Origin of the sequence: Trichococcus shcherbakoviae (assembly GCF_963666195.1) — a bacterium.
GTDB classification, from domain to species: Bacteria; Bacillota; Bacilli; order Lactobacillales; family Aerococcaceae; genus Trichococcus; species Trichococcus shcherbakoviae.
The window spans coordinates 515,077-529,096 of the sequence record NZ_OY762653.1; the positions used below are offsets into that span (position 1 = coordinate 515,077).

General features: G+C 44.5%; 12 protein-coding genes and 1 tRNA gene. 2 read left to right on the top strand and 11 right to left on the bottom strand.

Annotation, left to right across the window (positions count from 1 at the left end):
- Nucleotide 1: 1 nt before the first annotated feature.
- The 11 genes from ACKPBX_RS02435 to ACKPBX_RS02485 all read right to left on the bottom strand — a co-directional run bounded on the left by ACKPBX_RS02435 (nt 2) and on the right by ACKPBX_RS02485 (nt 12,574).
- A complete protein-coding gene (locus ACKPBX_RS02435; protein ID WP_319995897.1) occupies nt 2–760 on the bottom strand; it encodes an alpha/beta hydrolase in 759 nt (252 codons plus the stop codon).
- 181 nt (nt 761–941) lie between these two features.
- Entirely contained in the window at nt 942–1,181 is a 240-nt protein-coding gene (gene secG, locus ACKPBX_RS02440; RefSeq protein ID WP_068561081.1) for a preprotein translocase subunit SecG, read from the bottom strand.
- Nucleotides 1,182–1,443: 262 nt separating this feature from the next.
- A complete protein-coding gene (locus ACKPBX_RS02445; protein WP_319995898.1) occupies nt 1,444–2,613 on the bottom strand; it encodes a phosphoglycerate dehydrogenase in 1,170 nt (389 codons plus the stop codon).
- A complete protein-coding gene (serC, locus tag ACKPBX_RS02450; RefSeq protein ID WP_272162153.1) occupies nt 2,613–3,698 on the bottom strand; it encodes a 3-phosphoserine/phosphohydroxythreonine transaminase in 1,086 nt (361 codons plus the stop codon). Before serC ends, ACKPBX_RS02445 begins: the two co-directional genes overlap by 1 nt.
- A gap of 324 nt (nt 3,699–4,022) precedes the next feature.
- Entirely contained in the window at nt 4,023–5,324 is a 1,302-nt protein-coding gene (eno, locus tag ACKPBX_RS02455; protein WP_319995899.1) for a phosphopyruvate hydratase, read from the bottom strand.
- A 94-nt stretch (nt 5,325–5,418) separates the two neighbouring features.
- Nucleotides 5,419–6,951 carry a 2,3-bisphosphoglycerate-independent phosphoglycerate mutase gene (gene gpmI / locus ACKPBX_RS02460; protein WP_319995900.1) on the bottom strand — a complete coding sequence of 511 codons (1,533 nt, stop codon included), beginning with the start codon at nt 6,949–6,951 and terminating at the stop codon, nt 5,419–5,421.
- The gene (tpiA, locus tag ACKPBX_RS02465) at nt 6,951–7,706 is read right to left on the bottom strand and encodes a triose-phosphate isomerase (protein ID WP_140185149.1); all 756 of its coding nucleotides are present in this window, start codon (nt 7,704–7,706) and stop codon (nt 6,951–6,953) included. Before tpiA ends, gpmI begins: the two co-directional genes overlap by 1 nt.
- A gap of 26 nt (nt 7,707–7,732) precedes the next feature.
- Nucleotides 7,733–8,923, bottom strand: a complete 1,191-nt coding sequence (locus ACKPBX_RS02470; RefSeq protein WP_319995901.1) for a phosphoglycerate kinase — start codon at nt 8,921–8,923, stop codon at nt 7,733–7,735.
- Nucleotides 8,924–9,033: 110 nt separating this feature from the next.
- Nucleotides 9,034–10,035, bottom strand: coding sequence for a type I glyceraldehyde-3-phosphate dehydrogenase (gene gap, locus ACKPBX_RS02475; protein WP_106450746.1), 1,002 nt, complete (start codon nt 10,033–10,035; stop codon nt 9,034–9,036).
- 39 nt (nt 10,036–10,074) lie between these two features.
- Nucleotides 10,075–11,112: a sugar-binding transcriptional regulator gene (locus ACKPBX_RS02480; RefSeq protein WP_119093495.1), complete on the bottom strand. Its 1,038-nt coding sequence runs from the start codon at nt 11,110–11,112 to the stop codon at nt 10,075–10,077.
- 367 nt (nt 11,113–11,479) lie between these two features.
- Nucleotides 11,480–12,574, bottom strand: coding sequence for an RNA polymerase factor sigma-54 (locus tag ACKPBX_RS02485; RefSeq protein WP_319995902.1), 1,095 nt, complete (start codon nt 12,572–12,574; stop codon nt 11,480–11,482).
- 225 nt (nt 12,575–12,799) lie between these two features.
- On the opposite strand from ACKPBX_RS02485, the gene ACKPBX_RS02490 reads away from it, so the two are divergent.
- Nucleotides 12,800–12,871 (top strand) — tRNA-Arg (locus ACKPBX_RS02490).
- A gap of 307 nt (nt 12,872–13,178) precedes the next feature.
- Entirely contained in the window at nt 13,179–13,772 is a 594-nt protein-coding gene (gene clpP, locus ACKPBX_RS02495) for an ATP-dependent Clp endopeptidase proteolytic subunit ClpP (RefSeq protein WP_086627450.1), read from the top strand.
- Nucleotides 13,773–14,020: the final 248 nt, after the last annotated feature.

Genomic DNA, 14,020 nt, shown 5'->3' on the forward strand with positions numbered 1-14,020 from the left:
CTTATCCCTCATTCCAATTTAGTCGGTTCAAAAATGCCAATACTGTTTCTTCAAATATGTTTCTGTCTTTCCCAACGGTGATGACATGCGTTGCTTCCGGGAAAAAATGATAATCCACTTCAGCATCCACGAGGCTATCCGCCAACAACTTCCCGCAGTCGGCGCTGATCATTTCATCCTTGCCGGACTGCGCGATGTAATAGGGGACGGTGATGTCAGCCAGATTCGCCTTAATCAGTTCCGTAAAGGCATCAATTTGGGCAAGCTGGGCACTCAATTTTGGCTTCATCAACGCCAGTTCGTGTTCGATTTCCAGATTTGCCATGCCGAGTTTCTTCTTCGAAAGCTTGGCGAAATGCATAAAACTGATCGGCACCCGCGATTCCCCAAAGCTGATGATTGGTGAGTTGAAGGAGCCTCCACCGATGAATCCTCCCGTTTCGATGGCCCTTGTCGCCATAATGCCGCCCATTGACAACCCGAATACGGCAAGCTGATTGTAGCCCTTTTCCATCAGTTCATCTTTTGCACGCATGGCATCAGCGAACCAGACAGCCGGGCCTCCCAAATCAAGAATGTCCTCAAACCGGCCGGTCGCATGCCCCGTAAAATTCGGTGCATATACAGTATACCCGTTCCGTTCCAAAAAGCGTCCCAACAAACGCACATCATTTGCGCTTCCGGTGTAGGCATGCAGCAAAAGGACGGCGCGCGGGCCAGCTTCGAAGAAAAAGGGTTCTGGTAAATTGATTGCTTTCATAAAATTCCTCCCAACTCGTTCATCTTCATTTTACTGTATTTACAGCTTTTTTCCTAATATATCAGATATTTGCGGACGAAATTTTTCAGCAATTCATAAGCTGTGTCGCCTAGTTTAGGCGAGCATCCTTTTCAGGCGAAAAAAAAGCAGAACCCGGTAATGTGGTTTCTGCCTGCAATAGTTAATTTGAGGATAGATAGGTTAAAGCCAAGGCGATCAGGATGAACAATGCTCCCAGAACGACTGTGATCTGACGCAATACCGCTTCAAAGCCTCTTGCCTTTTGTTTGCCGAATAATTGCTCCGCTCCACCTGTAAGTGTGCTGGCTGCATTGGTTTTTGATGGCTGCATCAGCACAACAATGATCAACAGCACAGAAACAACCAACAGGGCCGTTAATAGTACATCGTATAATGACAAATGATGGACCTCCCTATAATAATTTTCTACTACTAACTTTAGCACAAACTATAGGGTTTTGCTAGCAATTTCCGAAAAGAAAAGCGCCCGGATCCGCTCACCTCCACTGGAGGTGACAGTCCGAACGCTTTCGCACTCTTTAAACGTGTTCTGGATCCCAGAAATCTGTGCCTAAGCTGACTACCACACACGGACAAAAAGCGTCCGCTTTGTGTTAGTCCTCTTAGTGCTCGATTTCTGACCCGGGATCCATCACACTCTCTTATCTTCTGATGACGCGGACGTTTACGATGCCGTCGATTTTTTTGAAATTTTCAACGACTTCAGCAAGTACTGCTTCTTCTGTTTCGGCGATATCGATGACAGTGTAGGCATAATTGCCACGGCTGCGGTTCAGGATATCTTCGATGTTGATGAAGTACTTAGCCAACCCGGAAGAAATCTGGCCGACCATGTTCGGGATGTTCTTGTTGATGATCGTCAAACGGATCGGTGATTGCATCGCGATATCGACTCCCGGGAAGTTCACGGAATTCACAATATTCCCTGTTTCCAGGAAGTATTTCAATGTTTGGGCTGCCATGATTGCGCAGTTCACTTCAGCTTCTTCAGTGGAAGCTCCCAAGTGAGGCATTACAATGATAGCATCGTTGTGAAGCAAAGCTTCGTCAGCGAAATCCGTTACGTATTTGCGGATGCTCTTTTCTTTCAACGCTGCCAGCATATCAGCCGTGTTGACCAATTCGCCGCGGGCAAAGTTCAAAAGAACAGCATTATCTTTCATTTGAGCCAGGAATGCAGCGTCAACCATGCCTTTTGTTTCGGCATTGACTGGTACGTGAATGGAAATGTAGTCCGCTTTAGCTAATACTTCAGCGATTGAAGCAGCTTTTTGGACACGACGATTGATGTTCCATGCAGTTTCCACGGAAACATATGGGTCATAACCGATGACTTCCATGCCTAAACGGAAGCCGTCATTGGCCAACATAGCGCCGATAGCTCCCAAGCCGATGACACCCAATGTTTTTCCGGATATTTCTGTCCCCGCGAATTGGCTTTTGCCTTTTTCGACTTGTTTCTCGACATCGTCACCGCTTAATGTTTGGACCCATTCCATTCCTTCTTTGATCGGACGGGCAGCCATGATCATAGCAGCCAAAACAAGTTCTTTGACCGCATTGGCATTCGCGCCAGGCGTGTTGAAGACAACAACGCCTGCTTCGGAGCATTCTTCAACGGGTACGTTGTTGACGCCGGCGCCGGCACGGGCAATAGCTTTCAAACTTTCAGGAAATTCCATGCCATGCAGTTTTTCGCTGCGCAGGATGATACCGTCAGGGCTTGCGCCTGAGTTAAGGACGAATTGATCTGCATTCAGTAAATTTAAGCCTTCTGGGGCAATCGCATTGTAAGTTTTAATCTCGAACATTATTTGAATTTCCCTTCTTTAGCTTCAAAAGCTTTCATAAATTCTGTTAATTCTTTAACGCCTTCATAAGGGAATGCATTGTAGATACTTGCGCGCATACCGCCAACGGAACGGTGGCCTTTCAAGTTCAGGAAGCCCAAAGCTGTAGCTTCTTTGACGAACTTCGCATCCAAGTCTTTGTTTCCGGTAACGAATGGGATATTCGTCAATGAACGGGAATTGACTGCAACTGGAGAAGAGAACAAGTCTGATTCTTCGATTGTGCGGTACAGTAAGCCCGCTTTTTCTTCGTTCATTTTCACCATAGCTTCAACGCCGCCCAAGTCCTTCAACCATTCGAAGACTAATTTAGCTACATAGATGGAGAAGCTTGGTGGTGTATTGTATAACGAATCATTTTTGATGTGTGTACGGTAATCAAGCATGCTTGGTAATTTATTCTCAGTCTGGATCAGATCTTCTTTCACGATCACGATCGTCAATCCTGCAGGCCCGATATTTTTTTGTGCGCCAGCATAGATCAAACCGAAGTCATTGACATCGTAACGGTTGGACAGAATGTTGGAAGACATATCGGCAACGATCGGTGCATTCACGAAACGAGGGATCGTTTGGAAAGCTGTACCTTCGATTGTGTTGTTTGTTGTGATGTGGATGTAATCGTAGGCTTCGTCTGTTTCCGGAATTTCAGGAATGTAAGTGAAATTATCCTCTTCGGAACTAGCCAATACTTCCATATTCGGTACTTTTAAGATTTTAGCTTCAGAGATGGCTTTCTTAGCCCATGATCCGGAGTTGATGTAACCGACTTTGCCGCCTTTCCCAAGATTCATCGGAATCATGGAGAACTGCAGGCTTGCGCCACCTTGCAAGAACAAGACTTTATAGCCTTCAGGGATATTCATCAATTCCCGTAATAATTGCTCTGCGTCTGAAATGATCTCTTCGAACAAGGAGGAGCGGTGACTCATCTCCATAACTGACATGCCACTATCTCTGTAGGATAGCATTTCACTCTGTACTTTCTCTAAGACTGATTCTGGTAGTATTGCTGGACCAGCGGAAAAATTTCTTGCTCTTTTCATCCTTTTGTCTCCCCCTTATCAATTGTCCTCATTATTTATTAATAATAATTTAATCTTATTATAGCAGATTACACGGCGAAAGGAAGCGAAAATGCCTATTTCCCGAAAATAATTACATGCGGATGTTAGGAACAAACCTCATAATTATGATTATATCGGAACTCAAAACAAGTTTTTCGACCTAAAACCGAACATTAAAGGATTAGACAACAAAAAAAGTCCGGCGTTCCAAGCGCCGGACTTTTTCTCGCATCTGGTTGTCCCAGATGGTCTTTATGTGAAGACAGTGTTCCAAGCAGCTGTCTTCCTGTTAATTAATTAAAATTATTTGTTTTTTAGGTTGTAGAAAGATTTCAAACCATCGTATACAGCCAATTCGCCTAATTGATCTTCGATGCGTAACAATTGGTTGTATTTAGCGATACGGTCAGTACGGCTCAATGAACCAGTTTTGATTTGTCCAGCGTTTGTTGCAACAGAGATGTCAGCGATTGTAGCATCTTCTGTTTCGCCTGAACGGTGAGAAATAACTGCAGTGTAACCAGCTTTTTTAGCCATTTCGATAGCTTCGAAAGTTTCAGTCAATGAACCGATTTGGTTAACTTTGATCAGGATCGAGTTACCGATTCCGTTTTCGATACCGCGGGACAAGATTTCAGTGTTGGTTACGAACAAGTCATCCCCAACTAATTGAACGCGTTCGCCCAGACGTTCTGTCAAAAGCTTCCAGCCATCCCAGTCATTTTCATCCATACCGTCTTCAATTGAGATGATTGGGTATTTGTTGACCAATTCTTCCAAGTAATCTACTTGTTCTGCAGCAGTGCGTTTTGCGCCGCCTTCGCCTTCGAATTTAGCATAGTTGTAAACGCCGTCTTCGTAGAATTCAGATGATGCACAGTCAAAGCCTAAGTATACATCTTTGCCTGGTTCTAAACCAACTGCTTTGATTGCAGCCAAAATAGTTTCTACGCCATCTTCTGTTCCGTTGAAGCGAGGAGCAAATCCGCCTTCATCCCCAACAGAAGTTTCCAATCCGCGTTTTTTCAGGATTGATTTCAATTCGTGGAAGATTTCAGCACCCCAACGCAATGCTTCTTTGAAAGAAGGAGCGCCGACTGGCAAGATCATGAACTCTTGGAAAGCGATAGGAGCATCCGAGTGAGATCCGCCGTTGATGATGTTCATCATTGGTGTTGGCAAAGTTTTAGCGTTGAATCCGCCTAGGTATTGGTATAAAGGGATATCCAAGTAATCTGCTGCAGCGTGAGCTACTGCGATAGATACTGCCAAGATTGCGTTAGCGCCCAATTTTTCTTTGTTAGGAGTGCCATCTAAGTCGATCATTGTTTTGTCGATAGCTAATTGGTCACGTACATCGAAACCTAAGATAGCATCAGCAATGATGTCGTTTACGTTTTCTACAGCTTTCAAAACACCTTTTCCAAGGTAACGACCTTTGTCTTCATCACGTAATTCGATTGCTTCGTGTTCGCCAGTAGAAGCTCCTGATGGAACCATTCCGCGTCCGAAAGCGCCGCTCTCTGTGTAAACTTCAACTTCGATAGTTGGGTTTCCGCGTGAATCTAATACTTCTCTAGCTAAAATATCTGTAATGTATGGCATGGTTTTCTCTCCTTTTAGTTGGCTGAATTACTTGTGTTACCAAGTATCATTTTAGACAATTTTCTTACTTTATGCAATAGCTGAAGCGTTTTGCTTACGCTTTAACGATCAGCGATTCGCCTGTCATTTCTGCTGGTTTTTCTACGTTCAATAAATCAAGCATAGTTGGAGCAACATCGGCCAATTTGCCGTCTGTGCGCAACGTGACGCCTTTTTTCGTTACGATTACCGGAACCGGCACGGTTGTGTGCGCAGTATGCGGCTGTCCGTCTTCAGTGGACATAGTGTCCGCGTTACCGTGGTCAGCGAAAATGATGGCATAGCCACCTTTTGCATGGATAGCATCAACGACTGCGCCCAGGTTCTCATCTACCGCTTCGATCGCTTTGATTGTAGGTTTCAACATGCCTGAATGGCCGACCATGTCAGGGTTCGCAAAGTTAAGGATGATGGCGTCGTATTTGTCGTCATTAATCTCTTTCACTAATGCTTCGCCCACTTCATAAGCGCTCATTTCAGGTTTCAAATCATAGGTTGCAACTTTCGGTGAAGGGATCAGGATGCGTCCTTCGCCTTCGAAAGGCTCGTGACGTCCGCCGTTCATGAAGAAAGTTACATGCGGATATTTTTCGGTTTCAGCGATACGCAATTGTGTAAGTTTATGTTGCGCCAGAACTTCACCCAGAACGTTTGTCATCGGGATAGGCTTGAAGGCGATATCCGCGATTACAGTATCTTGGTAAGAAGTCATCGTCACAAATTTCACGTTTTTAGCGCGTTCCCCGCGTTCGAAGTTCGTCCATTCTTCGTTAGTGAAGGCATTTGAAAGTTGGATTGCACGGTCAGGACGGAAGTTGAAGAAAATGATCGCGTCATTGTCTTGCAATGGCCCAACTGGTTTGCCATCTTTAACGATGACAGTCGGCAAGACGAATTCATCCGTTTTACCATCTGCATAGCTTGCTTCTACAACAGCTTGTGCAGATTCAAATTTTTCGCCTTCGCCGTGTGCGATGGCGTTGTATGCCAATTCCACACGTTCCCAACGGTTGTCACGGTCCATAGCGTAGTAACGACCTGAAACAGTCGCGATTTCGCCCAGCCCGATTTCTTCCATCGCTTTTTCCACTGTTTCGATGTAGCCTGGTGCAGCGTGCGGATCCACGTCGCGGCCATCAAGGAAAGCATGCAGATAAAGTTTTTTGACGCCTTTTTCTTTTGCACTCTTGATCAATGCAATGATATGGTTGATGTGACTGTGCACACCACCATCAGAAAGCAGACCGAAAAGGTGCAAAGCAGAATCATTTTCGGTGGTGTGATCGTAAGCACCTACAAGCGCTTCGTTCGTCAAGAATTCACCATCGATGATGGCTTTGTCGATTCTGGTCAAACTTTGGTAGACAACTCGTCCGGCACCAATGTTTGTATGCCCTACTTCGGAATTACCCATTTGACCTTCAGGCAGTCCAACAGCAAATCCGGAAGCCAGCATCGTTGCATGCGGAAAATTGTTCCAATAACGGTCAAAGTTCGGTTTCTTCGCTAGCTTAACCGCGTTGCCCATCATTTCGTTTCTCCAGCCGAAACCGTCTAAAATAATTATTGCTACCGGTGTTTTACTCATTATTTAATAGCCTCCAATAATGCTAAGAATGACTCAGGAACTAAACTAGCACCGCCGACTAACGCGCCATCAATATGTTCTTCAGCCATGTATTCTGCAATGTTTTCAGGTTTAACACTACCGCCGTATTGAACGCGAACTTTGTCAGCCACTTCTTGGCCAAAGATTGTAGCAACAGTTGCGCGCACTACGCCGCAAGTGTCGTTCGCATCTTTTGCAGTAGAAGATTTGCCAGTACCGATTGCCCAGATTGGCTCATAAGCGAGAACTAGGTTAGCCACTTGGTCTGCAGTCAGATCTTTCAAAGCTGCAGTAATTTGTCCTGATACCCACTCGTTTGTTACGCCTGATTCACGTTGTTCCAACGTTTCGCCACAGCAAACGATAGGTGTCATGCCATTACGCAGAATAGCATGTGCTTTTTTATTGATATCTTCATCTGTTTCGTGGAAGTACTCACGTCTTTCAGAGTGTCCGATAATGACGTAGTCGACGCCTAAGTCCCCTAAAGCTTTCGGGCTGATTTCACCAGTGAAGGCACCCTCTTCTTCAAAGTAACAGTTTTGCGCGGCAACTTTCAAATCAGTTCCCTCTGTAGCTTCTACCATTTTTTCTAAAAATAAAGCCGGTGATCCAATAACAGCTTCTACTTTATCAAAAGCAGGAACCTTAGTTTTTACAGCCTCGATGAATGCTTGTGCTTCCTTAGCTGTTTTGTTCATTTTCCAGTTACCGGCAATAATCGGTTTACGCAATATAATCACTCCTTAAGATAGGTTGCTTATTTGTCAGAAATTGATGCTACACCTGGTAATTCTTTGCCTTCTAGGTATTCCAATGATGCTCCGCCACCTGTTGAGATGTGCGTGAAGTCATCAGCAAAGCCTAATTGCATAGCAGCTGCAGCTGAGTCTCCGCCGCCGATGATTGTTACAGCATCGCTTAATTTAGCGATCGCTTCGCAGACACCGATTGTTCCTTGAGCAAAGTTAGATAATTCGAACACGCCCATAGGTCCGTTCCATACGACAGTTTTCGCGCCTTCAAGCTCTTTAGTGAACAATTCGATGGAAGCAGGTCCGATATCCAATGCCATTTGATCAGCAGGGAATGCTTCGTTTTTAGCGATTGTGATTTCTCCATCGTTGCCGAATTCATGAGCCATTTTAGCATCGATAGGCAAGATCAATTTGTCGCCAGCGCTCTCCAACAATTCTTTAGCCAATTCAACTTTATCAGCTTCCAATAAGGATTTACCGATTTCCAAGCCTTGTGCTTTCATGAATGTGTAAGCCATGCCGCCGCCGATAAGTACTTTGTCGGCTTTGTTCAATAAGTGTTTGATAACACCGATTTTGTCGCTTACTTTTGCTCCGCCAAGGATAGCTACGAATGGACGGACAGGCTCGTCAACAGCTCCGCCGATGAACTTGATTTCTTTCTCCATCAAGAATCCAGCTGCACTTTCAAGGTTAGAAGCGATTCCGACGTTGGAAGCATGTGCACGGTGAGCCGTACCGAATGCATCGTTTACGAATAGGTCGCCCAGGCTAGCCCAGTATTTACCCAATTCAGGATCGTTTTTGCTTTCTTTTTTGCCGTCAACATCTTCGAAACGAGTGTTTTCGAATACCAAAACATCTCCATCTTTCAAAGCTGCAACTGCTGCTTCCAAAGCTTCGCCGCGTGTTTCAGGAACGAAAGTGACTTCTTTGCCCAACAATTCAGCCAAACGATCAGCTACAGGCTTCAAGCTCAACTTCGCTTTGTCTTCTTCAGTTTTTACTTTTCCTAAGTGAGAGAAAAGGATGACTTTTGCGTTATTTTCGATCAAGTAGTTGATTGTAGGAAGAGCTTGAACGATACGGTTGTCGTTAGTGATTGCTCCATCTTTCATAGGAACATTGAAATCAGCACGAACCAATACTTTTTTTCCAGCTACATCTAAATCTGTTACAACTTTCTTTGTCATTACGTCGCCTCCTGATATGTGTATCTACATAAGAAAAGCGAGGAAGCGCGTTGCCTCCCCGCTTTTGTTATCTTCTACGATTCAGCTTTCAATAAATGAAAGACTTAATCTTATAAGCTAGCAAATTCTACTAAAGTACGTACTAATTGTGAAGCGTAAGACATTTCATTGTCGTACCAAGCAACAGTTTTAACTAATTGTTTGTCTCCAACTGTCATTACTTTAGTTTGTGTAGCATCGAATAAAGAACCGAAGTTGATTCCTACGATATCGCTTGAAACGATTTCGTCTTCAGTGTATCCGTAAGATTCGTTAGAAGCAGCTTTCATAGCAGCATTGATTTCTTCAACAGTTACAGTTTTTTCCAATACAGTCACTAATTCAGTCAATGAACCGGTAGGAACTGGAACACGTTGAGCAGCTCCATCTAATTTGCCTTTCAATTCAGGCAATACATCACCGATAGCTTTAGCAGCACCAGTTGTGTTAGGAACGATGTTTGCAGCTGCAGCACGCGCACGACGGAAGTCACCTTTAGGATGTGGAGCATCCAAAGTGTTTTGGTCGCCAGTGTAAGCGTGGATTGTAGTCATTAAGCCTTCAATGATTCCGTATTCGTCGTTCAATACTTTAGCCATTGGAGCCAAGCAGTTAGTTGTGCAAGATGCGCCTGAAACGATAACGTCTTCAGCATTTAATTCGTTATGGTTAACGTTATAAACGATTGTTTTAACGTCGCTGCCTGCTGGAGCAGACAATAGAACACGTTTAGCGCCTGCATCAACGTGAGCTTGAGCTCCTGCTTTGCTCATGAAGAATCCAGTACACTCTAATACGAACTCTACGCCAAGTTCTGCCCATGGAAGATCTGCTGGGTTACGTTGTGATAACACTTTGATGTCTTTTCCGTTTACAGTGAAGAATCCGTCATTAACTTCTACATCACCATTGAATCTGCCTTGAGTTGTATCATATTTCAATAAGTGAGCTAACATTTTAGCGTCAGTCAAGTCATTGATTGCTACAACTTCGATTCCTTCTACTTCTTGAATACGGCGGAATGCTAAACGTCCAATACGTCCAAAACCGTTAATACCAACTTTTACTGTCATACTGAGATTTCCTCCTTAGGATAAGTCAAAATTTTTATTTTAAAGGGTTACCCCTTTTAAAATCAGATTAGCTGCGCCCTCATCCGTAATCAGCCATGTTTGATGCGGGGCATATTTCATGAACGCTTTAATAGCCTTGGCTTTCGTGCTTCCCCCTGCAATGGCCATTGCGTACGGGATCTTTTCGATGTCTTCAATCTGAAGTCCGAACCGGGACAATCGATAGACGATTTCTCCGTTCTCATTGAAGTAACAACCAAAGGCTTCACCTACCGCATTATGCGCTTCTAGGGACGAAATCAACCCATGCGACATCCTACGTCTTTCCATCATTACTTTAGCATTACCGATACTATATAACAAGCAGTTTGCCTTTTTCATGACGGATAAAGTATGTTTGATTGATGGCTCGGATTTCATGGATGCATAAGCTTTTTCGCTCAAATTATCGGGAACGAAAAGTGCCATGTTCTCACCGCCTACCAACTGCGCCATACGATCGCTGACACTGTTGGCTTGTATCGACATGGATTCGCCTAAACCGCCTCGTGTCGGGACAAACATGAACTCCCTGTTCTGTGACAATTCAGGTGAAAAATGTTCAGCAGCCTGTGCCATAGTACTCCCGCCAGCAACAGCAACGATAAATTCGCCTGCCGGCAATAACGCATGCAGTTCTTTGGCTGCAGTTTTTCCGATTTCATCCAGAACGGATGCATCTTCATCACTATCGCCAGGAACAATCCTACAAAACTGAATATTCAGATAATCCGCTAACGCCTTTTCTTTCGCATTCATATTCAGCAATAACCGCATGAACCTTTCCAGCTGACGAAAAATGTCTTCGCCTTCCTCAGTCAATTCCATCCCGTTCTTCGAACTGGAAAGAAGACCTTGTTTCCGCAAAAAATCTGTCTCAGTCCGTAAAGTCCTTTCTGACAAGGATACTTTATCGGCCAGGACGCGTCTCCCGACTGGAGCATACATTTGGATATTACGCATGATATGGTAACGATTTTGAAGGACTGACATAATGTCCGGGACTATTTGCTGCAAGACTGAAATAGACTCTTCCATAAAAACCCTCTTCATTTGCACGTGGACGCTTTTCGCCCCGCTGCAATCTTAGGCGGTCCTCGTTTATTTCATATCAGGAGAGATGGAATAGGACTGCAAATATTTTTTTATTCCGTCTATTCTCCCTCGTCTTTACTTCATCATTTTAACAGTAAACACTAGACGTTTCAAGCGTTTTGGCAAATAAATTCAAATTCCTTTAAAATAGATTCGTTCAATATATCACGAGTAGCCTATAATCCGATTGCCTTTTAGACATACGCTTTCAGAAAACCTTGGTACATCAACTTTTTGATAAGGGCCGATAATCGTCCCGTTATTGTTTAACGTTTCGCATCTTTTTCATTTATTATTGTCGATTGACAGCCTATTCACCGCATAACTGGTGCAACAAAAATGTCCCACGGTCCGTTTCGATCGTTTTCTCCAATATTTCTTCGCGCATGACAGTCGCCGGGACCGCCAAATCTCCAGCCAAACGAGTCACATCGAGCGGTTCCAACTCCCGACCTTCCAGGAAAAAGCCTTTCTGCAAGCCGCAGATCAATTCTCCCGCCGCAAGCAGCAACTCTTTTCTGAATGCAACTGCAGACCGCAACTGCTCCCACTCCGTTTTCTTCGCTGCCAGAAATTGTTGCACATCCACATCTTCGTGTTGCATCATCTCTTCATAATATTCTTTTTGGAAAATGATGAAAGGAGAAGCCCACTCATTGTACTTTACTCTCAGGTGCCCATCCACCATTTGAAGATAAAGATCCGGTCTGGGCAAAGAAAGGCTGTCCTCGCCATATGCTGATCCCGGAGTCGGGTCCAACGTTTGGGCATACTCGAATACCGCCTTCACATCGGACAGCTCGACATCCATCTCTTCAGCTATTGCTTGCCAGTTTTTGCCACTGAAGGCCGTAAAGTAATTCTCCAGAATATAATAGGCGATTTCCGGCGCATATTCATCACGCTCCGTCTGCAGCATCAGGCATTCCTGCAGATTTCGGGCCCCCACACCCGGGGGATCCAATTGATGCAGGAGCGTCAACGCATCCAGCATCACGATCGGTTCGACACCCTTCTGTTCCGCGGCTTCATTCAGATCAATTGTGACGTACCCTTCCGGATTGATGAATGCCACCAAAAATAAAACCAACTCGCGCAAGGGCGTGTCCCGCATATTTGCATAGATTTGTTCCAATAAGAATGTATCCAACGCCGGCACTTCTTCAAATACTTGATCCATAGCGGAAACAGTATCCATCGGATCGTCTTTATCCGGTTTATAGACTATCGTTCTTTCTTTTACAGCGCGTTCATCGAATTCTTTATTGATTTTCACTTCGATTAAGGGATTGCCCAACGCTTTTTGTTGAAGATAAGCGAACAATTCTTCATTATCGTACCCCACCAACCTCAGCGATTCCTCCAAACTTTCTTTATCCATATGCATACTTGATATAACCGACACACTAATCCCTCCTCACCTTTTCAGAATCATTTTATCACACACAAGCCTCCATTGAAATCGTTTTCAATCAAGGGCGGGTAATTTCAGCAGGAGTGTAACTGTTGTTCTGACAAGTCAATATGAGGTTCCGCAAAGTAGAAAAAGTGCCAAAACCATCTTGCGGTTTGAGATTCAATTTTCCCCTTGCTATCTTTCACGCTATAGGTTATAATTTTAATGTTGCTTGTCTCCTTGGTGTAATGGATATCACGTAAGATTCCGGTTCTTGAGATGGGGGTTCGATTCCCTCAGGAGACGTACTATTTTATTGACACTTCAACGGTTTTGCACTTTGAATGCAAAAAAAATGCAATAAATCTCCTTTCCCAAGCGGAATAGGAGATTTTTTTATTACCTTCTCGTTTCACATTGAATCCGATCGGCATTTTCAAAATCTATTTTTGGACATTTGCTGACTGAAACGATATGATTGAGTAAGGTATATTTCATCAGAAAACGCGAAGCTTCAGGCCAAACATTACAATTGACCTTTTCTGACCAATGAGTTAAAATAAACCTTGTAAAGAAAAACTGTTCATTCAAAACGAACAAGGAGGAAACATATATGAATTTAATCCCTACAGTAATCGAACAATCATCCCGTGGTGAACGTGCGTATGATATTTATTCCCGTCTTCTGAAGGATCGCATCATCATGTTGAGCGGCCCGATCGACGACAACACAGCAAATTCTGTCATCGCGCAATTGCTGTTCCTGGATGCACAAGATTCAGAAAAAGACATCTACATCTACATCAACTCTCCAGGCGGCAGCGTTTCTGCCGGCTTGGCAATCTTCGATACGATGAACTTCATCAAGGCCGACGTTCAGACGATCGCAATGGGTATGGCAGCTTCGATGGGCAGCTTCTTGCTGACTGCCGGCGAAAAAGGCAAACGTTTCGCGTTGCCGAATGCTGAAATCATGATTCACCAACCGCTTGGAGGCGCGCAAGGTCAAGCAACCGAAATCGAAATCGCAGCTCGTCACATCCTACAAACGCGTGAACGCCTTAACAAAATTTTGGCGGAACGCACAGGACAACCGATGGAAGTCATCGAACGCGATACAGACCGCGATAACTACATGACCGCCCAACAAGCCAAAGAATACGGCTTGATCGATGAAGTTATGGTCAACTCAAAATCATTGAAATAAAAAAGTACGTTTAAAGCGAAGACAATCAGCAGAAAGATGCTGATTGTCTTCGCTTTTTGTTGGGGGGTATTTCGTGGTGCTTGGCAGCTAGGTTTCCGCCACTTTCCCTGAGGACAGCAGCGGATAAGAGGTCGCAGCTCCGGCGAGGCGTCCGTCGGAGGAAAGACGAAGAATTAAAAACAAACAATCCGTCAGCGCGCCTGCGCATCTCCAATTCGACAAGAAAGGCAGACGGAACGCAAGCGTTC